The 20,674-nt window shown below is 71.2% G+C and carries 18 protein-coding genes; 9 read left to right on the forward strand and 9 right to left on the reverse strand.

Going from position 1 to position 20,674, the window contains the following annotated elements; all coding sequences use genetic code 11:
* Window positions 1-11: 11 nt before the first annotated feature.
* The 3 genes from G6O69_RS33245 to G6O69_RS33255 all read right to left on the reverse strand — a co-directional run bounded on the left by G6O69_RS33245 (window position 12) and on the right by G6O69_RS33255 (window position 2,770).
* On the reverse strand, window positions 12-1,151 hold the full coding sequence (locus G6O69_RS33245; RefSeq protein ID WP_172307494.1) for a DUF2169 domain-containing protein: 1,140 nt from the start codon (window positions 1,149-1,151) through the stop codon (window positions 12-14).
* A gap of 13 nt (window positions 1,152-1,164) precedes the next feature.
* Complete coding sequence (locus tag G6O69_RS33250) at window positions 1,165-2,145, reverse strand: hypothetical protein (protein ID WP_172307495.1); 981 nt, start codon at window positions 2,143-2,145, stop codon at window positions 1,165-1,167.
* A gap of 115 nt (window positions 2,146-2,260) precedes the next feature.
* Window positions 2,261-2,770, reverse strand: coding sequence for a hypothetical protein (locus G6O69_RS33255; RefSeq protein ID WP_172307496.1), 510 nt, complete (start codon window positions 2,768-2,770; stop codon window positions 2,261-2,263).
* On the opposite strand from G6O69_RS33255, the gene G6O69_RS33260 reads away from it, so the two are divergent.
* Both G6O69_RS33260 and G6O69_RS33265 read left to right on the forward strand, forming a co-directional pair.
* Window positions 2,763-3,827, forward strand: a complete 1,065-nt coding sequence (locus tag G6O69_RS33260) for a hypothetical protein (RefSeq protein WP_172307497.1) — start codon at window positions 2,763-2,765, stop codon at window positions 3,825-3,827. The genes G6O69_RS33255 and G6O69_RS33260 overlap by 8 nt on opposite strands.
* 485 nt (window positions 3,828-4,312) lie before the next feature.
* Window positions 4,313-6,178, forward strand: a complete 1,866-nt coding sequence (locus G6O69_RS33265; protein ID WP_172307498.1) for a serine/threonine-protein kinase — start codon at window positions 4,313-4,315, stop codon at window positions 6,176-6,178.
* Between the two features lie 32 nt (window positions 6,179-6,210).
* Here G6O69_RS33265 and G6O69_RS33270 read toward each other — a convergent pair whose 3' ends face one another.
* Together G6O69_RS33270 and G6O69_RS33275 are read right to left on the reverse strand one after the other, a co-directional pair.
* Window positions 6,211-6,870: a CDGSH iron-sulfur domain-containing protein gene (locus G6O69_RS33270; RefSeq protein WP_172307499.1), complete on the reverse strand. Its 660-nt coding sequence runs from the start codon at window positions 6,868-6,870 to the stop codon at window positions 6,211-6,213.
* A gap of 55 nt (window positions 6,871-6,925) precedes the next feature.
* Window positions 6,926-8,743, reverse strand: a complete 1,818-nt coding sequence (locus G6O69_RS33275; RefSeq protein WP_217909964.1) for a histone deacetylase — start codon at window positions 8,741-8,743, stop codon at window positions 6,926-6,928.
* A gap of 213 nt (window positions 8,744-8,956) precedes the next feature.
* On the opposite strand from G6O69_RS33275, the gene G6O69_RS42515 reads away from it, so the two are divergent.
* The 5 genes from G6O69_RS42515 to G6O69_RS33300 all read left to right on the forward strand — a co-directional run bounded on the left by G6O69_RS42515 (window position 8,957) and on the right by G6O69_RS33300 (window position 13,373).
* Window positions 8,957-9,760 carry a GntR family transcriptional regulator gene (locus G6O69_RS42515; protein WP_172307501.1) on the forward strand — a complete coding sequence of 268 codons (804 nt, stop codon included), beginning with the start codon at window positions 8,957-8,959 and terminating at the stop codon, window positions 9,758-9,760.
* The gene (locus tag G6O69_RS33285) at window positions 9,757-10,467 is read left to right on the forward strand and encodes a sterol desaturase family protein (protein ID WP_172307502.1); all 711 of its coding nucleotides are present in this window, start codon (window positions 9,757-9,759) and stop codon (window positions 10,465-10,467) included. Before G6O69_RS42515 ends, G6O69_RS33285 begins: the two co-directional genes overlap by 4 nt.
* 139 nt (window positions 10,468-10,606) lie before the next feature.
* Window positions 10,607-11,635 carry a hypothetical protein gene (locus tag G6O69_RS33290; protein ID WP_172307503.1) on the forward strand — a complete coding sequence of 343 codons (1,029 nt, stop codon included), beginning with the start codon at window positions 10,607-10,609 and terminating at the stop codon, window positions 11,633-11,635.
* An 11-nt stretch (window positions 11,636-11,646) separates the two neighbouring features.
* The gene (locus tag G6O69_RS33295) at window positions 11,647-12,690 is read left to right on the forward strand and encodes a prolipoprotein diacylglyceryl transferase family protein (protein WP_172307504.1); all 1,044 of its coding nucleotides are present in this window, start codon (window positions 11,647-11,649) and stop codon (window positions 12,688-12,690) included.
* 128 nt (window positions 12,691-12,818) lie between these two features.
* Window positions 12,819-13,373: a hypothetical protein gene (locus tag G6O69_RS33300; protein WP_172307505.1), complete on the forward strand. Its 555-nt coding sequence runs from the start codon at window positions 12,819-12,821 to the stop codon at window positions 13,371-13,373.
* A gap of 158 nt (window positions 13,374-13,531) precedes the next feature.
* Here the strand turns inward: G6O69_RS33300 and G6O69_RS33305 are convergent, their stop codons facing one another.
* Window positions 13,532-14,833 carry a globin domain-containing protein gene (locus G6O69_RS33305; RefSeq protein WP_172307506.1) on the reverse strand — a complete coding sequence of 434 codons (1,302 nt, stop codon included), beginning with the start codon at window positions 14,831-14,833 and terminating at the stop codon, window positions 13,532-13,534.
* A 37-nt stretch (window positions 14,834-14,870) separates the two neighbouring features.
* Here G6O69_RS33305 and norR point away from each other — a divergent pair, with 37 nt between their 5' ends.
* Both norR and G6O69_RS33315 read left to right on the forward strand, forming a co-directional pair.
* Window positions 14,871-16,601 (forward strand): nitric oxide reductase transcriptional regulator NorR, encoded by a 1,731-nt coding sequence (norR, locus tag G6O69_RS33310; RefSeq protein ID WP_176397236.1) that lies wholly within the window; start codon window positions 14,871-14,873, stop codon window positions 16,599-16,601.
* A 56-nt stretch (window positions 16,602-16,657) separates the two neighbouring features.
* The gene (locus G6O69_RS33315; protein WP_172307508.1) at window positions 16,658-19,048 is read left to right on the forward strand and encodes a hypothetical protein; all 2,391 of its coding nucleotides are present in this window, start codon (window positions 16,658-16,660) and stop codon (window positions 19,046-19,048) included.
* A 14-nt stretch (window positions 19,049-19,062) separates the two neighbouring features.
* Here G6O69_RS33315 and G6O69_RS33320 read toward each other — a convergent pair whose 3' ends face one another.
* From G6O69_RS33320 to sodN, 3 genes are read right to left on the reverse strand one after another with little or no spacing between them, the layout of a single operon-like run.
* Complete coding sequence (locus G6O69_RS33320; protein WP_176397237.1) at window positions 19,063-19,725, reverse strand: hydantoin utilization protein A; 663 nt, start codon at window positions 19,723-19,725, stop codon at window positions 19,063-19,065.
* An 11-nt stretch (window positions 19,726-19,736) separates the two neighbouring features.
* Window positions 19,737-20,066: a nickel-type superoxide dismutase maturation protease gene (gene sodX, locus G6O69_RS33325; RefSeq protein WP_346017114.1), complete on the reverse strand. Its 330-nt coding sequence runs from the start codon at window positions 20,064-20,066 to the stop codon at window positions 19,737-19,739.
* Between the two features lie 17 nt (window positions 20,067-20,083).
* Window positions 20,084-20,548 carry a superoxide dismutase, Ni gene (sodN, locus tag G6O69_RS33330; RefSeq protein WP_255215941.1) on the reverse strand — a complete coding sequence of 155 codons (465 nt, stop codon included), beginning with the start codon at window positions 20,546-20,548 and terminating at the stop codon, window positions 20,084-20,086.
* Window positions 20,549-20,674: the final 126 nt, after the last annotated feature.

A 20,674-nucleotide genomic window follows, 5' to 3' on the forward strand; every position in this document is an offset into this window, starting at 1 on the left:
CGTCGGTCATGTCAGCCGTGAAAGTAGGGCCGCGAGAGGTCGACCCCGCCCGTGCCGTGAAAGTCGAGGTAGTGCTTGCCCCGTCGGCGCGCCCGCAGCCAGGCCGGGGTCACGTGGCCGACGATGATCTCGCGCAGCGGCGGGCGCCGACGATCGACGGGAACGAGCACGCGCCCGGTGAGCTCGAGGCGGCGGCGCTCGGGGAAGATCTCGAGGGTGTCCACGCGCAGGCCGACCTGGCTGGCGCGGTCCTCCCACAGCAGGTGCACCGGCAGGTCGAGGGTGGGCAGGCGCAGCACCCAGATGCCGGCGGGGCTGAGGTTGCCCAGGGCGAGCTCGGCCCCGGCCGGGTAGATGTCGAGGAGCTGGTCGTCGGGCGCCGACTGATCGAAGGCGGGGTCGTAGTCCTGGGGACGCAGCGGCCAGCGGCGCGCCTTCCAGCGCTCGTCGAAGGTCCCCGCCCGCGCCAGGCGGGGCGCCCAGCCGCGACCGACCGGGCCCAGGCCCGCCGGGCGCACGCGGTCGCCGGGGCTGGCCACGCGCGCGTCGGGGTACTCGATGTTGGGCAGCTCGCTGGCGACCGCCTCGTCGACGGAGCGCGCCCCACGAAAGCCCACGCCCACGGGGTTGCGCAGCTCGGCGCGATCGTCCTCGTCCTCCTCGCCCTCGGCCAGCGGCCCGAGCATGCCGCCAAAGGCACGCTCCCAGCACAGCGGCATCGCGGTGAAGGGCTCGGGGGCCGCGGCCCGATCGCGCTCCTCGCCCTCCCAGCGCCGGTCTCCGCAGACGACCAGGGACTTGTGCAGCAGGATGTCCTGGGGACCCCGGGCGATGCGGATCTCGACGAGCAGCTCGCCCGCGGGCTCGCCGTAGGGCGCGTGGGCCTGACCGTGAACGAGCACGTCGACGCGAGGCTTGTGGAGCACGAGGTCGTGGTCGTGCAGCGGCCCCGAGCGCCCGGGCTCGCCCCGGGCCTCGTCGACCATGCGCACCGGCGTGGGCTCGTCGGCCACCCTCAGGGCGCCGTCGGACGAGCACTCGAAGGCCGCCTTGACGACGATGAGCTCGACCTCGCCGCCCTCGCCGTCGGGCAAGAGCACGTGGAAGGCCGCGAAGGGCGTGCGGTTGTCGAGGCGGGCCACCGAGCTCATGCGCGCATCTCTTTCAGACCCAGCGGCCCTCGCCGTCGCGGGCCACCGGCCAGTAGGGCATCGCGCTGAGGATCTCGACCCAGCTCTCGTGCGGCTCGTCGACGAGCCAGCCGAGCAGGAGCTGCTCCGGATCCACGCGCTGCTCCGCCGGCAGCAGGTTGTTGATGTCTTCGCACAGCCGCCAGTAGGCGCGGATCAGCCCGACGACCCGCGGGTGCGCGGCCGGTCCGGCGAAGTGGCGCTCGAAGCAGGCCGCGCGGGCCTCCTCGGGGCTCAGGCCGCGGTCCTCCGCCGCGAAGCAGATCTGCGTCCACCACTGCGCGGCCTGGACGAGCGCGGGCTCGAGGGCGTCGTGGTAGGCCTGGTGCGCCATGGCGTGGGCCTCGGAGCAGGTCGCCCGCGGCGTGCTCGGGAGGCGCTCGCGGCGGAGATCGCCGGGCGCCGCGAGCAGCCGCGCGACCCCACGATCGACCCCGTGGCGATGCTCGAGCATGAAGCTCTGCGGCCACCTGGCGCTGCGCGCTCCCATCACCGCCGCCGCCGCCCGGCCGCCGAGGCTGTCGACGGTGGGCGAGGGATCCGGCTCGTCGCCGACCGGGCGCAGCAACAAGAAGAGCATGCGCTCGAACAGCGCCGGCGCCTCGATCTGCAGGCGATCGACGAGCAGCTCGTGGGGCTCGAAGGGGATCAGAGTCTCGGGCGCGGGCTCGGCTTCGATCCCCCAGGCCGCGTCGTCGTCGAAGCTCGCGACCGGGACCGGGGCGCCCCGGCGACGCGCCAGCAGCAGCTCGAGGTTGCGGTGGTGCTCGAGGTAGACGGCCAGCACCCGCGGGTGCGAGGCGACGCCGCACGGCCAGCGCTCGCGCAGGGCCTTGGCGCTCTGCGCCTTCTCGCGCAGACCCTGCCACCACGGCTCGACCTCGGCCAGCACCTCGCGTAGCGCCTCGACGTAGGCCTCGTAGAGCGCCGCGACTTCTTCGTCCGCGTCGAGCATTCGGAGTCCGGGGATGGTAGCTCGCTCGCGACCCCGAACACCAGACCCGCAGCGGCGCACTCGGACTCGAGGCCCGCGCCCATCCAGCCCGCCAGGCCGAGGACCTCGACGCTGCTCAGTCCTCGCCCTCGAGCTCCGCCCGCGTGGCCTTGATGACCCCGAGCAGTTCGGACTGGTGGACGAGGACCGTGCCGGAGGGCTCCTCCTGGCCGAGGCCTGCGAACTCGTCTTCGCCCTCCTCCTCGAACTCCTCCTCGAACTCCTCCTCGAAGTCCTCTTCGCCCTCCTCGTCGAACTCGCCCTCTTCCTCCTCGAACTCGTCCTCCTCCTCGAACGCGTCCGCGAAGCCCTCCTCCTCGCCCTCGTCCCCCTCGAGCTCCGCGAACTCCTCGTCGTCGACGTCGGCGCGCTCCGCCTTGCGCAGGGCGGCCGCGGCCCCGCGCATGACCTCGGCGCGGGCTTGCTCGGGGAGAGCGCGCATCCGCGCACCGAGGGCCGTCGACGCGGCCGCCAAAGATGCAGCGTCCTTCCCGCGGGAGAGCTTGCCCGCCACGCCGGGCGTGCCCACGGACGGCTTGCCAGGCGTTCGAAGCGCCCCAGCGCCAGGCACTCGCGGCGTGGCCACGGAGGGCGTCCCAGGCGTTCGGATCCCCGCTGCGCTCGGCGCTCCCGGCGTCCCCGGCCCGCGCAGCGTGGTCGAGGGCATCCCCGGCGCTTTCGGCGGTGCACCTGGCCCGCGCAGCGACGCCGAGGGCATGCTTGGCGCCTTTGGCGGTGCGCCCGGTCCGCGCAGCGACGCCGAGGGCATGCTTGGCGCCTTTGGCGGTGCGCCCGGTCCGCGCAGCGACGCCGAGGGCATGCTCGGCTTCGAGGGCAGCGAGGGGCCGCGCAACGACGCCGAGGGCATGCTCGGCTTCGAAGGCAGCGAGGGCCCCCGCAACGACGCCGAGGGCATGCTCGGCTTCGAGGGCAGCGAGGGACCCCGCAACGACGCCGAGGGCATGCTCGGCTTCGAGGGCAGCGAGGGCCCCCGCAACGACGCCGAGGGCATGCTCGGCTTCGAGGGCAGCGAGGGACCCCGCACCGACGCCGAGGGCATGCTCGGCTTCGAGGGCAGCGAGGGCCCCCGCAGCGACGCCGACGATCCCCCCGCGAAGGAGCCGGACGCGCCCGAGGGCGCGGGGCCATCAGCGAAGGAGCCGGACGCGCCCGAAGGCGACTCGCCGCCGGAGAAGGAGCCAGACGCGCCCCCTGCGAAGGAGCCGGACGCGCCCGTCACTGACGCGCGGGCGATCTCGTGCTCGGGGCTGCTGCTGTCGAAGAGCACCGTCGCCATCGAGGGCTCCTGCTCCTCGATGTCCTGCTCGCCACAGAGCATCACGGTGTGCTCGTGGAGCACCACGGTCCCGTCGCCGCCTCCCCTGCCCTCGCCGGCGAAGCCGCCGTCATCGAGGAGCAAGGTGCCGCCATCCTCGTCGTCCTCACCGTGGCCGTCGAGCTCGTCCATGTTGACGAAGGCCGTCTCTTGCGAGGTCCCGCCTTCGCCGTCCATGGCGTTCATGTCGACGAAGGCCGTCTCCTGCGAGGTCCCGCCCTCGTCGTCGATGGCGTTCATGTCGACGAAGGCCGTCTCTTGCGAGGTCCCGTCGCCCTCGACCCCGAGCTGGTTCATGTCGACGTAGGCCGTGCGCTGATCCTCGTCACCACCCGAGAAGGCCGAGCCCATGGGCATGGTCGTCTCGATGTCGGACTCCGCGCCCGCCCAGGGCTGAGGCGGCACGGGCATCCCGCCCTCTCCGCTGCCCGGCGCACGCGCAGCCCGACCTCCGGCGTTCACGCGTCGCTTTGGCCGCCAGTGAGCTGGCCACAGCGACCACGCCACCAAGAGGAACGACACCATCCCGAGCAAGCCCGCGCCTATCGCAAGGTAGTTGACCCACACCGCAATTGGCTCGGTAGACCCCTCGCAGTCTGGAGTCAACAACTTCCTCGCGGCGAGGCAGCACTCGGCGACGGGAAGCTGGCATAGCGCACACTCGGGTGTGATCTTCCGGACATGGCTGTGCAGTTCTTCAGCCTCTCGAATCTGCCGAAGATTGCGCAGATTGACAGCGGTCCCGTTTAGTCGTGAACTGAGCGCGTGCGGCGCGTAGGGCCATACGAGCTCGTGCAAAAGCTGGGCGCTGGCGGCATGGCCGAGGTCTGGATGGGCCGACGCGTCGCCATGGGTGGTGCTTCGAAGAGCGTGGCGATCAAGCTGCTCGCGAACCACCACACGACCAAGCCGGAGTACCGGAAAATGTTCATGGACGAGGCGCGTCTTTCGATGCTCCTCACCAACTCGAACATCGTCCAAGTGTTCGACGTCGGCGAGCAGGACGGCATGGCCTACATGGCCATGGAGTGGGTCGATGGCTGTGATCTCGCCGAGCTCAGCGACCGCCTGCGCGAGCACGGCTCGCGCCTGTCCGACGAGGTCATCGCCTTCATCACCGGCGAGATCCTGCGGGCGCTCCGCTACGCTCACGAGCTCACCCACCAGGGCAGCGGCTCGACCATCGTCCACCGCGACATCTCGCCGCAAAACGTGATGCTGTCGATCTCCGGCGAGGTCAAGCTGATGGACTTCGGCGTCGCGCGCATGTCCACCGACGAGACCGCCGGGCAATTCGTCAAGGGCAAGCTGCGCTACATGCCGCCCGAGCAGCTGCGTGGAAACTCCCGCGAGCCCACCGTCGACCTCTTCGCCGTGGGCGCCGTGCTCCACGAGATGCTCGACGGGCAAAAATTTCGCTCGGCGGCCGCCAACGAGGAGGAGCTCTACGCGATGATCCTCGAGGGCGTTCACCCGCCCCTGAGCATCAACCCCGGCGAGGTCCCCATCGAGCTCGACCAGCTGCGCTGGGGCCTGCTCGCCTCGCGCGTCGAAGATCGCCTGCCCAGCGCCCGCGCGGCCCTCGATCGCCTGCGCCGCTGGCCCGGCTACCGCGACGCCAGCATGGATCTCGAGGAGCTCGTGCGCTGGGCCGTGGGCGCCGAGGCGCCGCGCACCGGCCTCGCCGCCCCCGAGCCCCAGGCCCCCAGCGGCGGCACCGTCGTCCTCCACCAGGCGGCGATCTGGGGCCAGCAGCACGCCCAGGGCCAAGGCTACGGGGCCCCGACCGGCCCGGGCTGGGGCATGGATCAGGGCACGCACCAGGCCCCCGCGCACAACGACGGGTCGCAGACCGGGCAACGCCCCACGGTCAACCTCGACCATACGGGTAGCGACCTGCTCGCGCCGCAGACCAACCCCGAACAGCCCGTGTCCCGCGCCCACCCCATCGTCCCGCAGGACAACGAGCGGTCCAAGCTGACCGCCGTGCTCCTGCCGGTGATCCTGGTCGTCGTCGCCCTGGGCTTTGGGTTGTTCGCCGTCGGCATGTTCCTGGGCTGGTTCAGCGGCGACGACGAGCCCGAGGGCGAGGACGGACAGGTCGCGGCTGGCGAGCAGGCGGTCGAAGCACCGGCGCCAGCGCCGGAGCCGGAGCCGGAGCCGGAGCCCCCGGCCCTCCCCGGAAAGGTCGAGATCGCCGAAGAGGTGCAAGACGACGCCGGCGCGATCGAGCGGCCCACGGACGAGGTCGAGGACCTCACCCTCAAGCCCGCCGTCGAGTACGCCCAGGACGTCGATCCCGACACCGGCAAGCCGATCGTCGCCGCCAGCGAGACCAAGACCGAGGGCAACGCCAAGTCCGGCGGCAAGACCAAGTCCAGCGGCAAGACCAAGTCCAGCGCGAAGACCAAGTCCGGGCCCACGGTGGCCGTCACCTTGGTGACCTCGAGCTACGAAGCGCTCGACGTCAAGTTCGGCTCGACCTCGGTCCACATGGGCCAAAAGAAGAACGCCCAGGTCCCCGCGGGCAGCTACGTGATCCAGATCCGCGAGAGCGGCGGGGACTGGCAGTCGGCCGGCAAGGTCACCTTGCAGGCCGATCAGAAGTATCAGATCAAGCTGATCAAGCCGCCCTACGCCATCGTCAAGGCGCTGTGAGCCTGTGAGCCCACGGCGGGGCTCAGAAGCTCTCAGTCGGCTTCGAAGCCCGCCGGCTTGTGCGAGCCGTCGCAAAACGGCTTGTTCTTCGAGTGCCCGCAGCGACACAGCGCCGCCCGGGTCCCCCGCCAGGCCGTGCGCCCGGACCCGGACACGATGGTGAAGCTGCCGTTGACCAGCAGCGGCCCGTTGGGGGCGCGCTTGACCTCCAGCTTGCCCCCCTCCTCGATCGAGGGCTCACCCGTGTCACCGACGGCGCCCTGATCTTCGAAGCGAGCCTCGCGGTGGGCGTTGTCGCAAAACGGCTTGTTCTTCGACTGCCCACAGCGACACAGCGCCGCCCGGAAGCGCACGCCCTGCATGTCCTCGGCGGCGCCGTCGATGTCGAGGTCGCCCGAGAAGTAGAGCGGCCCGTCGTTGGCGATCACCACCTGGTTGCGCCCGGGCGCGACCTCGCCGAGCACCCCGTCCTTGCGCGCGTAGGTCAGCGCGCCGCTCGGGCAGCGCTTGCAGACCTCGGCGACCTCCTCGACGCTGCCCGCCTGGTCGGGCTGACACCACGGGTCACGACCCCCCGTGAACAGGTCACCGACGGCTCGCCCGCACTCGCCCACGTGAATGCAAAGGCGGCCGTCCCATGTGACGTCGACGCGCTCGCCTGGGTAGGTGGTTGTCTCTTGCTCGTCCGACACGCCCTCGATGATCCCCCAAGCGCACGCCCAGGGCCAGCGAATTACGCGCAGGAGCTCACTCGATCCACCGCGCCTCGACCTCGAAGCGCGCCGCGGCCTCGGCCTCCGCGGCCTGGCGCTCCCAGTCGGCGTCGAAGCGGCGCTCGAGCGCCTCGCTGGCCGGGAGCACCAGCGCCGAGGGCGAGTAGCCGCCGCGCTCGCCCGAGTCGAGATCGATCACCCGCCGGCGCTCGACGGCCGCGCTGGCCTCGTCCAGGGGCAGGCGCGAGAGCACCCGCGAGAGCGCCCGAAAGCGGCCCTCGACCACGGGATCGAGGAATTTCATGCGCCCGTGCCAGCGCCGGGCGACGTGGTAGTGCGAGGGCACGACCACGATGCCGTCGAGGCGCAGGCGCTCACAGATCATCATCATCAAGATCGCGATCTCGTCGAACATCCGCAGCCCCGGGTAGCGCTGGCCGGGCAGCGCGACGCGACCGGCCAACCAGCTCGCGCGGGGGTTTTGCAGCAGCAGCCACTCGATGCGCAGCAGCTCCATGCTGGGGATCGTCCGGCGATCTCGGCTCAGCCGGGTCTCGATGACCACGCACTCGCGCTGGGCGTCGCCGAACACCCGCAGCGTGTCGCCCTCGACCGGGTCCTCCTCGAGCTCGACGCGCGGCTCGAAGCCGAGGTCGCGCAGGCGCGCGAGCAGGCCGTAGCGCTCGAGGGCGAACTCCACCCCCTGGCGCGTGTAGAAGCCGAGCATCCGCGGCTGCTCGCCAAAGCCCGGGTGCATGCCCGCGCCAAAGAGGTCGGTCTCCTCGAACACCAGCTCGCCCGGGGCCTGGCCCGAGAGCTCGCGCGGATCGATGATCTCGGCGAGGGTGCGAAAGCGAGCCAAGGTGATGGCCTCGGTCGTGGGCAGCGAGGGGCTGCGCGGGCCGCCCATGCAGGCGATCAGCCCGCGGGCGGAGTAGCGCCAGGCGTCGCGGCCGTAGCCGCCGCCGAGCAGCCAGACCACCGAGCCCACGCCCCGCGCCCGGAGCATCCCCATGACCAGGCGATCGCGCGCGAGCATGCCCTCTTCGCTGATGCTCCAATTGCCGAGCTCGTCGTCGGCCGCGGGGTCGCAGCCCGCGAGGTAGAACACCAGCCCGGGGCGCTGACGCTCGAGGACCTCCGGCAGGTACTCCTCGATGGCCTCGAGATACTCGCGGTCGTCGACCCCCTCGCCCAGAGCGACGGCCGTGGACCGCCGCGCCTCGGTCGGGCCCCAGTGCTCGTTGTGCAGCGAGAAGGTCCACACCGAGGGATCGTTGGCGAAGATCGCCCGCGTCCCGTCGCCGTCGTGGAGATCGAGATCCACGACCACGATGGGGTCACGAAAGTTGTTGGCGCGCAGCTGGGCGATCGCCACCGCGATGTCGTTGAACAGGCAAAATCCGCGGCCGCGATCGCGGTGCCCGTGGTGAAAGCCGCCGCCGAGGTTGATCGCCAGCTTGTGCTGACGCCACGCCGCCCGAGCGGCGAGCACCGTGCCCCCGACCACGCAGCGTTGGAGCTCGACCATGGCCTCGCACAGGCTCGCCGGCAGCCGCAGGCCGAAGGCCGCCTCGATGACCTCGGGGGTGGCGACGCGCTCGAGGTAGGCGGTGTCGTGGACGCGGTCGAGCTTCGCGAAGGACACCGCGTGGGGATGGAGCACCGCGTCGTGGCCGATCAGGCCCTCGCGGACGAGCGCCGTCAGGATGCGCTCGCCTCGCAAGCCATCGACGGGCAGGCCGGGGAACTCGTGCTCGTAACCGCGACCGTGGACCACCGCCGCCGGCTCTCCTCGGACCCGAGCATCGAGGCGCCTTAGGCGCTTTCTCAGCGCGAGGGGCAGCTCCATGTCCGACGAACTTTGGTGCCAATGATCTCGGGCGTCCAGCCGGCCACCTGGCCAAGGGGCGCAGCCCTCCCCTCGCGGGCTGCCTCCCATCTCCCAGGGCCCTGCGCATCCTCGCCCCTACGCCGAGAGGCGCCTCCTCCGCTCGAATCTCGAGCTCTCCCAATATTGGTCATACCATTTGACCATATGATGATCGGGTGATAACTCAATTTCGTGGTTCTCGGTCTCCAGCCCGTCGCGCGCAGCTCGCTCTCGGACGCCGTCTTCGACCAGCTCTGCGCCCAGATCCTCGGCCAGCGCATCGATCCTGGCCAGTCTCTGCCGCCCGAGCGCGAGCTGGCCACGACCTTGGGGGTCAACCGCGGGGCGATCCGCGAGGCCCTCAAGCGCCTGGCCCAGGCCGGCCTGGTCGAGCAGCGCCACGGCGGCGGCACCTATGTCCTCGACTACCGGCGCAGCGGTGACCTCGGCCTGCTCTCGCGGCTCCTGGTCACCCCCGAGGGCGAGGCCGATCCCCTGGTCGCGCGCTCGATCATGGAGATGCGCGCGGCCCTGGCCCCCGACATCGCCCGGCTGTGCGCCGAGCGAGCCGCCCCCGAGCTGGTCGCCGGCCTGCGCGAGCTGGTCGCGTCGATGCGCGAGACCGCGGCAGAGGACGACGAGGCCGCCCTCGCGGCCCTCCAGCAGGCCTCCCTCGAGCTGTGGGACCTGCTCGTCCAGGGCAGCGAGAACATCGCCTACCGCCTGGCCTTCAACACCTTGCGCCGGACCTACGAGCAGCTGCGCGAGGTCCTGCTCTTGCCCCTGGCGGCCGAGCTCGCCGCGGTCGATCGCTGCGCCGCCCTCGTCGAAGCCGTGGCCGCCGGCGACGGCCAGCGCGCCCACGAGCAGGCCGAGGGCCTCGTCGCCCTCGGCAGCGCGGGCGTGCAGACGGCCTTCGAGCTGCTCGCGGCCCTCGAATCCGGACCAGCCCCGGGGCCCGATCCCCAGGCACAGCCCAAGGAGCCCAAGTCATGAGCCGAGCAGCCCCACGCTACGCCCGCGATCGCGACCTCAGCCTCGCCCAGGCCTTCGCCATCTTCTCGCGCGAGCTCCCGCCCAAGTTCTTGTTCGCCCACCTCTTCGCCTGGCTGGGCTACCGCCTGTGGCTGCTCGGCCAGGGCGACGTCGGCCTCGCCGACCTGATCCCGCTGATCGCCATCCCCCTCGCCCACCCCTTCGTCGAGTGGCTGATCCACGTGTTCGTGCTCCACCACCGGCCGCGGCGGCTCTTCGCCGGCCTGCTCGGCGAGCACGGCCTGCGCTGGGACTACCACGCCGCTCGCTACCACCGCCTGCACCACCGCGACCCCTGGGACCTCCGCTTCGTGCTCATGCCTCTGCCCGCGATGATCTTCGGGCTGAGCTCGGCCGCCGCGGGGATCTGGCTGATCGCCCCGCGCCCCGGCGTGTTGGCCACGGCGATGATCGTCGTCGCCAGCGCGGCGCTCTACTACGAGTGGATCCATTTTCTCGTGCACACCAGCTACCGACCCCAGGGCTGGTTCTATCGCCGACAGTGGCGCTTTCACCGGCTCCATCACTATAAAAACGAGCGCTACTGGATGGGCGTGACCCGGCACCTCGGCGACGTCGTGCTCGGCACCATGCCCGCGCCCGAGTCCGTCGAGAGCTCCAAGACCGCGCGCACCCTCGGGCTCGAGGGCAGCCTGGGCGAGCGCTGAGGCCGAGCCCTGCGCGAGCCTCAGCTCGAACCGAATCGCGTCGAACCGAGTCGCGCCTGGCTGCGGCCCAGGCTGCGCACCCACGCAGCCCGGCCTGCGCAGATCATCGCGCGCCTCGGCTCGCGTAGACTGTCGGCGCATGCCGATGATCTCGCGCAAGAAGCAGCCCTACCGCGTGTCCTCGGGCCTGCGCGCCTACCTCGGCCGCAACGGACGCGACGTCGAGCTGCCGATCCGCTACGAGGATCTGACCTACTACAGCGAGAGCGTCCCGGTCTACGACAAGCGCGGCCGCGACACGCTGTGGGAGAGCGTGCTCTACCCCGGCCACGAGCGCGCGCGCATTGATCGTGAGCTCGTCGACACCTACGCGACCTTGAGGGTGACCGGCGACCTCTCGCTGATGCAGCACCTGGTCACCGATCGCGTCGACGTGTGCACCTACGGCAACACGGCGCCCTTTCGCGTCCGCATCCTCAACACCCTCAACGAGAACTTCGACTACTTCTACGTCAAGCGCGCCGACGCCTCGCGGATCTACGGCCTCGAGCTCGAGCACATCCTCTCGCCCAACCGGCTCGAGTTCATGGTCCACGACCAGACCCTGGTCGAGACCCACATCGCGGGGATCCCCGGCGACGTGTTCATGCGCGAGCACCTCGAGGACAAGCACCTCGACGAGGTCCGCCTGGCCAAGGAGTTCGTCAAGTTCTGCGAGCGCTGCTTCATCCGCCTGCTCGGCGACATGCACGCCGGCAACTTCGTCGTCGACATCACCCCGGACTTCGACGAGACCAGCTACCGCCTGCGCGCGATCGACTTCGACCAACAGAGCTACGAGGGCAACATCCGCGTCTACCAGCCGAACTTCTACATCGACAACAACCCGATCGTCTTCCTCGGCATGAAGTGCATGGAGCCCAAGACCACGCGCCAGTATCAGCAAGAGGAGCGCAGCTTGATCCGCCACCGCGCCCGCAGCGAGCGCGAGCGCCTGCGCGAGCTGCTCGACACGATGATCGCCGACGAGCTCGCGCCGGCGCAGAACATCGCCAGCTTGCGCGCGGGCCTGGCCGAGCACTACCGAGATCCACGCTTTTTGGCCTGCGAGAGCATGGGCGCCGTCGTCGACGCCTCGCTGCGCACCTTGGGGTGGGAGAGCGTATAACTGCCCCACCCATGCTCGGCGCCATCCCCTACTTCGTCCCGCCCGAGAAGACCTTCCGCTTCGACAGCGAGATCCCGCTGATCGGCGACCACCTGACCCTCGGGGTGTTCGGGCCGCTGGTCGCCATCGGCGTGCTCCTGGGCATCGCCATGGCGGTGCGGGTCTACGCCAAGCAAAAGGACCTCGACGAGTGGATGTTCCGCGACCAGATCTTCTGGGTCCTGGTGTTCGGCTTCGTGATCTCCCACTGGGTCTCGGTGATCTTCTACTTCCCCGAGCGCCTGGTCGAGAACCCCTGGGTGCTGCTGATGCTGACCAACGGGCTGTCGAGCGTCGGCGGCTTCTTTGGCGCCTTCGTCGGCATGAACTGGTTCCTGCGCAAGGAGAACCAGCCGATCTTGGTCTACGCCGACGGCAACATGTTCGGGCTGCTGATCGGCATGTGCTTTGGCCGCCTGTCCTGCGCCATGGTCCACGACCACCCCGGGCGCATCGTCGACGCCGGCACCTTCATGGCCGTCGGCCCGTGGCCGTGCCGCTGCCCCCAGGGCCGGGCCCTGCCCGAGTGCTGCTCGGCTGCCCAGGCGCTGTGGCGCTACGACCTCGGGCTGATCGAATTTCTGGCCATCCTCGGGCTGACGATCTTCGTCTACGCGATCTGGGACTGGAAGAAGGCCCACCCTGGGCGGCTCACCGGTCTGGTCGCCATGGTCTACGGCCCGATCCGCTTCGTGCTCGACTTCCTGCGCGAGACCGAATCCGGCCGCGGCGTGGCCACCCCCGACGCCCGCTACCTCGGGCTGACCCCGGCGCAGTACTTTGCCCTGGCCTTCTTTGGCGCCGGCGTGTGGCTGTTCTTCCTGCGCAAGCCCAAGGACGGCGACCTCGCCTACGCGCGCGACAGCGAGCGCAAGGCCAAGCTCGCCGCGTCGGAGCTCGAGGTCGACTCGGAGCCCGAGCTGAACTCGGAGCCCGAGCCCACCGAGGACGCGTCCTCCGCCCCCGCCGCAACCAGCGAGGACGCCGAGGACCCCGAGCAGACCCCCTCGAGCTGAGCGCCAGCGAGCGGGCATGGGCTACACCCGCGCAGGGTCTCGGGGCGGCATCGCGCGCCGTCCCCGGGGAGTCGCCCACATGCGCCACAAACTCACAGTTTCTGCGCAGGTCTCGTATAATCACAGCCATGCGAGCCGAGCGGACGCGGGATGGCGACTCGACGCTCGCCTTGGACGACCGCCACTTTCCCGTGCTGATTAGCAAGTGGTTTGGGCGACCCACGGTCCTGCTGGCGAAGAGCTACTTCGACTGGCTGGGCCTGATGATCGAGCGCGCCGAGTTCTACGAGACCAAGGCCATCCACATCCTCGACGCGACCGAGGCCAAGCTGCCCAACGCCGAGACCCGGCGCCACCTGGCCCAGGAGGCCGCGCGCATGCACGAGCAGTTCACCCCGCGCGGGACCATGCTCCAGGCCGTGGTCACCCCGCCGAGCGAGCTCGTCCGCAAGCTGCTGACCGTCGTCCGCTGGTCGTTGACCGGCGATGCCCAGCTCCCGCTGACGACCGTGGCCAGCTTGCCCGAGGCCATCGACGACGCCATCAGGCGCCTCGCGGCCGCGGGCATCGAGGCCCCGAGCGACCTCGACTCCCGCTACTACCGCCTCGACGAGCGCGTGGTCAATTTGCTGCCCGAGACGTCTGGGGCGAGCTTTCGGATCGTCCCAGACAGCGACCGCTAGGAGCCCGTGGTGAAACCCAGCGCGGCTCCTGGCGCCGGGCTTTTCGTCGAGGGCGCGAAGCCAAAACGCCGCTGTACCGGGCGTACTGCAAGTTTTGGCGACAAAGCCCTCGGCGAAAAGAACAAGCGAGGTGTCGTGTTGGGTTGCACCACGGGCTCCTAGCGGCCCGCCGTCGAACCCGTGCTCGAAGCCGACGCGGTCCCGAGAGCGTCGCTGGGCATCACCACGGGCTCCTCGTCCGCGATGGAGCGCGGCTCGTGCACGGAAGGAGCCGCCGCGTCGCGCGGGCCAAAGCACTCGTAGTGGCGACGCGAGGCCGGCACGCCCAGTTCGGTCAGCCAGCCCTCGACCGCGGCGAGGAAGCCGGGCGGGCCACAAAACAGGCACTGCGCCCCCTCGGGGAGCCAGGCCGCGAGCTTCGCCAGGCTCAGGCGCCCGTCTTCGTCCTCGCACAGGACCTCGAGGCGCAGGCGTGGGTGCCGGAGCGCGAGGTCGTCGAGGTCCGCGGCCAGCGGGCGATCGGCCTGCGAGCGGACCGCGTGGATCAGCACGAGCTCGCGCTCCGGTTGCGTCGCGGCGGCGCGAGCGATGATCGCCGCCAGCGGCGTGATCCCGACGCCGCCGGCGATCGCCACCAGCGGCGCGCTGGGATCGTCGGCGAGCTCGATCGTGAAGGATCCGCAGGGTGCCCCGAGATCGATCTCGTCGCCGAGCCGAAGCGAGTGGAGCAGCCCCGAGACCGCGCCCACGGGGCACCCCGAGCCGCCGGTCTCGCGGCGCACGGTCAAGCGTAGCTCCGGCTGATCGGGAGACTGAGACAGGCTGTACTGGCGCAGGGCGAGGTGCTCGTGGCCGGGGACGCGCACCGAGACATGCTGGCCGGCCACGAAGCGCGGCAGCTGGCCGCCGTCGCTGGGCATCAGGTAGAGGCTGCGGGCGCGGGCCCCCTCCTCGCGCAGCCCCACGATCCGAAAGCGGCGCAGCCCCGACCAGCCGCCGGGGTCCGAGGTCTGCTCGGTGTAGAGCTGGTCTTCACGGGCGACGAGGACATCGGCGAGCACGGCGTAGGCCTCGGCCCAGGCCGCGCAGACCTCGGGGCTCGCCGCCTCGCCGAGCACGTCGACGATCGCCCCGAGCAGGTGCTCACCGACGATCGCGTACTGCTCGGGGCGCACCTGCACCGCGACGTGGCGGTGAGCGATGCGCTCGAGCGCCGCACGCAGGACCTCGGGGCGCTCGATGTGCTCGGCGTAGGCGAGGATCGAGGCCGCCAGGGTCGACGCCTGCCCGCCCGGGCGCATGTGGCTGGGGTTGAACATGCGCTCGACCTCGGGGTGGGCCGCGAACATGCGCGCGTACATGCGCTCGGTGATGGCCTCGCCCTGCTCGCGGAGCGCGGGGATCGTGGCCTTGACGATGGCGATGCTGGCGTCGTTCATGCCCGCCCCCTTCGCAGACATCGTGCCAAGCTCGCGGCGCCCGAGATTCGCCGCTTTGATGGCCGCTCAGACCCGCCGAGCGAGTCACCCAGAGGCGGCGGAGGTCGGGCCGACCACCGCCGCCGTTGTCGATCCGACCACAGCCGGTGGTCGAGGCGACCACGCCCCGGCCGGCCTTTCGTGCGCGGCCTGCTTGGTGCAGGCTCACCCCATGACCGCCCTGGGACTCGAGGCCCTGCTCCGGGGCGCCCGAGCGCTGTGCCGCCCCGGCGGGGGCGAGCGCGTGCGCGAGGTCCTCGACGAGCTGCGCCGCGCGACCGGGGCCGACGCGAGCGTGCTGCTGCGCGCCCACGGCCCGAGCCTGCGCCCCCAGGCCGCCTCGGGCCTGCTCCCCGCGGCCCTCGACGAGCCAGACCAGGCCCGCGCCCAGCCACGCCTGACCGCCCTGCTCGCCGGCGACGGCCCGCTGATCTTCGCCGACGACGATCCCCGCCCGGACCCCTGGGACGGGCTGCTGGCCGACGCCCCCAGCGGCCAGATCCACTCGTGCATGGGTTGCGCGCTGCGCTTCGAGGGCCGCGAGCTCGGCGTGCTGACCCTCGATGCCCTCACCCCCGGGCGCTTCGACGAGCGGCTGCTCGCGCCGATCGCCGCGTTCTCGGCGATCCTCAGCCTGGCGCTGCAGGCCGACCCCGACGCGCTCGTGCCCGCGCCCAGGCCCGCGCCCCCGGGTCGGGCCCCGCGCCCGGGGGCGCTCGTCGGGCGCAGCGAGGTGTTCGCGGCGCTGCTGCGCGAGGTCGAATTGGTCGCGCCCACGCACCTGCCCGTGCTGATCCTCGGCGAGACGGGCACCGGCAAGGAGCGGATCGCCGAGCACCTCCACGCCCGATCCCAGCGCCGCGACGGGCCGCTGATCCGCCTCAACTGCGCGACCTTGCCCTCGACCCTGGCCGAGGCCGAGCTCTTTGGCCACGTCCCTGGCGCCTTCACTGGCGCCCGGCGATCTCGCCGAGGTGCCTTCGAGCTGGCCGAGGGCGGCAGCTTGCTCCTCGACGAGATCGGCGAGCTCCCCCTCGAGCTCCAGGCCAAGCTGCTGCGCGTGCTGCAAAGCGGCGAGCTGTGGCCGCTCGGCGCCGAGCAACCCAAGCTCGTCGACGTCCGCGTGCTGGCCGCGACCCACCGGGACCTGGGCGCCGAGGTCGAGGCCGGCCGCTTCCGCGCCGATCTCTTCCACCGCCTCGCCGGCTACAGCCTCCACGTCCCCCCGCTGCGCGAGCGCGGAGCCGACGTGCTCGCGCTCGCCGAGGACATCCTCACTCGCGTCGCCCCGCTGCTTCCGAGCGCGCGACCCATCCGCCTCGGCGCCGCCGCCCAGGCCGAGCTCCTCGCGCGACCCTGGCCCGGCAACGTCCGCGAGCTCGAGCACGCCCTGACCCGGGCCGGCTTGCTGGCTGGCGCCGACGCTCGCGAGGGCGTGGCGATCATCGAGGCCGCGCACCTCGGGGGCTCCCTCGCAGCTCGCGCGGTCGCGGCTCCCTCCCCCCTGCTCTCCCCCTCCCCCCTCTCCCCCTCCTCCCTCTCCCCCTCCCCAGCCCCTCCGATCGGACATCCGCGCGACGACGCGGACGTGCTGCCCACAGACCTCAACGCCGCCGTCGACGACTACCGCCGCCACCTGATCTTGCGCGCCCTCGGCCAGAGCCAGGGCAACTGGGCCGAGGCCGCCAGGCGCCTCGGCGTCGACCGCAGCAACCTCCACCGGCTCGGCCGTCGCCTCGGCCTCCGGTAGCTCGGGCCGCCGGGGCGTCTCTACGCCGGCCGACAGGCCTACGCTATGATGCCGCCGTGCCGGCCGCGCGGGTCCTACGGGGTTGTTGGTTGCGAGCCCTGTGCCTGCTCGCCTCGCTCGTGCTCTTCTTCCCGGCGCAGGCGAGCGCCCAGCAGCCGATCCCCCCGGGCCACGAGGACGACGTCGCGGCCCTGCTCGCCCCGCTGAGCATCGGCTCCGAGCGCGAGGGCTGGACGCTGCAGAGCATCGGCATCGAGCAGACCCTCATCCACCTGCGCTTCGCCGGCCCCGAGGGCGCCCAGGCCTCGCTCAGGCTCCGGCACCCCTACGACGAGGACGCCGAACTCGACAACTTGGAACACAGCCGCGCCTTCCTCATCGAGCGCGAGGCCGAGTCTCCCGCGGCCCTCGATCCCTGGGTCGAGGCGATCCAGCGCAACGACGACGGCAGCTTCTGGACCTCGCTCGAGCCCCCGGTGATGACCAACCGACTCGGCCAGGGGAGCGCCGCGGCGGAGCCCGAGGAGGCGCCCATGTGGGGCCTCGCCGCCCTGCTGACCCTGCTCCTGGCCCTGCCCTGGGCGCTCGTCTCGTGGCGCATGCGCCCGCGCCCGCGCCCGACCATCCAAGAGGCGCCGGAGCCCCTGCGCACGCGCATCATGCTCGCCGCTGGCGTGGGCCTGGTCTGCACCGCGCTCACGCTGCTGCTCGCCCCCTCGCCCCCGCTGCATTCCGACACCCTCCGCGACCTCTTCCTCGCCCGCAATTGCCTCGCGGGCGAGGGCTGCCAGGGCGCCACGACCTCCTTTCATGGCTTCGACCAGCACACCGGCTGGGTCCGCCTGCTCGCCCTCTTCTACGCCCTCGACCTCGACCCGCACCGCATGGTCGTGCTCGCCAACGGCTTTGGGGCCGCGCTGTTCATGCTCACCGCGTCGGACCGGCTCCACCGCGTCGCCGCGCTCGGGACCACCGCGATCGCCCAGGTCTGCCTGCTCTGGGCGGCGGGGTCCCCGACCTTGTGGAACCCCTCTCTGGCCCCCCTCGCCTACGCCCTGCTCTTCGCTGGCGTCCTCCGCTCTCGGCCCGCGCGCGACACCCTGGCGAGCGACCTCGTCCACGCCCTCGCCGCGGGGCTCGGCGCGGCCCTTGCCATGGAGACCCACATCGTCGGCGTGGCGACCCTCGCCATCGTCGTGTTCGGGCTCCGCCTCCACGCGGCCCGCCCCCTCGCCTCCGTGGCCCTCGCCCTGAGCGTGGCCATCGGCGTGGAGCTGGCGACCTCGTGGACCACCATCGTCGCCAACCTCGCGCAGCTCTCGGCGTGGTGGCTGCCCCTGATGGTCGGAGGGCTCGCCGCGGTCTGGGGCCTCGCCACGGTGATCGCGGCCAAGTACCGCCCCGATCCCTGGCTGGCGACCGCGGCCTTCGCCCTCGCCCTCGGCTCGCTGCCGATGCTCGCCGCCATCCTCTTGCTCGGCCACTTCCTCCAGCTGCGCTACTTCGCCGAGACCATCGTCCCCGCCGCCCTGCTGCTCGGCTTTGGCGTCGACAAGCTCGCGACGACCCTTCCCCGGCGCGTCGCCGCCGCGAGCGGCGCGCTCTACCTGCTGCTCTACCTCACCGGTGGGTGGCGCACGACGATCGTCGGCCACTCCTGGAACCTGCGAAACATCGAGCAGCTCGAGCAGCTCCTGCTCGACGAAGGCGCCACCCCCGAGGGGCTCTTCTTTGCGCTGCGTGGCCCCCACGCCAGCGACCTCGCCCAGGCGATGATGCTCGACGCCCAGGACTCCAGCTTGTCCTCCACCCCCACCACCCAGGTGATCCGCACGCTCTCGATCCTCGGCGCCGCGGACGAGCTCGCGCTCCCCCCCGGCTGGCGCGCGCTCCCCTTCGATCACGGCCACGTCGGTCTGTTCAGCCCGCTGCGCAGCTGGCTGGACAATGGGCGCGCCGAGCTGTGCTTCAGCACCCCGGGCGAGCCCAGCTGCGTCACCCTCGGCGCCGAGGACTGGCAGGCCCTCGGCGACTCGTCGAGCTTCGATCGCTTTCACGCGCACTGGCTGCCCCGGCTCGAGGCGCTCAGGCGGCAGGTAGAAGCGAGCGCCGAGAAGCGAGGGGAGGACCTGCCAAAGCTCTACATGCGCGTCCCCCTGATCGCCGACGCCGGCGAGCGCACGCTACAGCTCTTCGACTCGTTCTCTCAGCCCGGCGGGTGGCGCTTCGCCATGGTCGAGGGGATCGAGCAGCGCGGTGAGCCCGATGGGAAGCGGGTGACCCTCGTGTCCGACGGCGAGCGCGAGGGGACCTTGACCTTCGAGTACTCGAAGCCGCCCATGCACGCCATGCCGCTGCCGCCGATGAACCTGCTCGAGCTCGGGCCAGACGAGCTCGCCCTGCTCGAGCTCGCGTGTGCCGATCATCAGCGCTGCCGAGAGCAGTAGCGAGGCGCCGGCGCTCAAGCGCCGAGCCAGCTGTGGCCGACCCAGAACACGCCCACGAGCACCGCCAGCGCGGAGGCGCCAAGCATCGTGCGGCGCAGGCTCAGCAGGCCGCGGTCGCGGGCCCAGCGGCCCATGAGCGCGCCGACACCGGTCATGGCCATGACCGCGGCGAGGAAGTAGGCGATCAGATAGACGATGGCCTGCGCGGGCTCGAGCGCGAGCGAGGGCAGCACGCCAAAGAGGTGGCCGGTCCCCGCCGCGCCATGGAGCACGCCGACAAAAAAGGCCGCGTGCGTGTGCAGGCCATGGGCCGCGCCGCGCCCGTGCGCCTTGGCCGAGCTGTGCACGTGGTAGTGGTGGTGCTCCTCGCCCGCGTGCTCGTGGGGGTGCGCGTGGACGACGATGCGCAGCGCACGGCGTAGCGCCCACAGGCCGATCACGATCAATGTGAAGCCCGCGGCGATCTCCGCCCAGGCCGACACGGCCTGGATGTCGATCATCTGCCGCGCCAGGATGCCGACGCCACCAAGGGCGAGCGCACCCAGCCCATGGCCGAGACCCCAGCGCGCGCCGATCCCAGCGGCGCGGCGCGGATCCTCGAGGGCGATCGGCGTGATCGCGGCGAGGTGGTCGGGGCCCGTGACGACGTGGACCATGCCCGCGGCGAGGCCGGACAAGAAGGGCAGCATCAGCGCTCCCCCCCGCTCGCGGGCAGGTGCTCGACCATCGGCCCGAGGATCAGCGCCGGCTCGAAGAGGCCGAGGGTCCGGCTGTCGGTGCTCTCGCTCGGGTTGTCCCCCTCCAGGCGCGCACGCCCTCGCTCGTCGAAGCTGACGAGGCGCTTGATGACATGGACGTTGGTTCGGTAGGGATGACGAGCGACCACGATGTCTCCGACTTGGGGCTTGGCCCGGGTGTCGATCACAATTTGATCGCCCGAGAGCAGGGCTGGCGCCATCGAGGATCCGCTCACGGCGACGAGCAGATGACTCGGTGGCTCCACGCTCTCGGGCGACACGAAGCTGGGAGCTCGATTCAGCTGGCGACGTACCAGGGGACGTCGCGGTTCTTGGTGGCCCAGAAGATCTCGTGGATCTTCTCGATGACGGCCATCAACTCGTCAGCGTGCTCCTGGTTGACCTCGACCTTGACCGACGAGCACAGCTTGGCGGCCTTCCAGAAGGTCTCGTGAAGATCGGGGTAGTCCTTCAGATGCGGCGGCTTGAAGTAGTCGGTCCACAGGATGATGAGCTCACGCTTGGCGATGTCCGCCTGCTCCTCCTTGATCGCGACGTAGCGGCTGAAGGTGTTGTGGTAGCTGGCGTTCGCCTGGAGGTCTCCGGGGGTCGGGGGTTCCAGCGCGAGCAGCTTCTTGGTCATCGAGCGCGCGGCCTCGGCGGCGATGCGCGCGGAGGAGGGATCGTAGACACCGCAGGGGCCATCGCAGTGGGCTTCAGCAACGAGATCGGGGCGGTTCTTGTCGAGCATCTTGGAGGTCATCTGTGTTCCAGAGGTGGGCACCCAAATGGCGCGGGGAGAACCTAGCAGACTGTTTCCGGCCACCGCAACCAGACCCAACGCGGCATCGACTGGGGAATTGAGACGCGGAGAATCACCGCGCTCGTC

The sequence above is a fragment of the Pseudenhygromyxa sp. WMMC2535 genome (assembly GCF_011083025.2).

Bases quoted from the DNA above. Each gene is read 5' to 3' on its own strand.
- G6O69_RS33245 (WP_172307494.1), bottom strand. From the start codon at position 1,151: ATGAGCTCGGTGGCCCGCCTCGACAACCGCACGCCCTTCGCGGCCTTC.
- G6O69_RS33250 (WP_172307495.1), bottom strand. From the start codon at position 2,145: ATGCTCGACGCGGACGAAGAAGTCGCGGCGCTCTACGAGGCCTACGTC.
- G6O69_RS33275 (WP_217909964.1), bottom strand. From the start codon at position 8,743: ATGGAGCTGCCCCTCGCGCTGAGAAAGCGCCTAAGGCGCCTCGATGCT.
- G6O69_RS33285 (WP_172307502.1), top strand. From the start codon at position 9,757: ATGAGCCGAGCAGCCCCACGCTACGCCCGCGATCGCGACCTCAGCCTC.
- G6O69_RS33290 (WP_172307503.1), top strand. From the start codon at position 10,607: ATGCCGATGATCTCGCGCAAGAAGCAGCCCTACCGCGTGTCCTCGGGC.
- G6O69_RS33295 (WP_172307504.1), top strand. From the start codon at position 11,647: ATGCTCGGCGCCATCCCCTACTTCGTCCCGCCCGAGAAGACCTTCCGC.
- G6O69_RS33300 (WP_172307505.1), top strand. From the start codon at position 12,819: ATGCGAGCCGAGCGGACGCGGGATGGCGACTCGACGCTCGCCTTGGAC.
- G6O69_RS33305 (WP_172307506.1), bottom strand. From the start codon at position 14,833: ATGTCTGCGAAGGGGGCGGGCATGAACGACGCCAGCATCGCCATCGTC.
- norR (WP_176397236.1), top strand. From the start codon at position 14,871: ATGGCCGCTCAGACCCGCCGAGCGAGTCACCCAGAGGCGGCGGAGGTC.
- sodN (WP_255215941.1), bottom strand. From the start codon at position 20,548: ATGACCTCCAAGATGCTCGACAAGAACCGCCCCGATCTCGTTGCTGAA.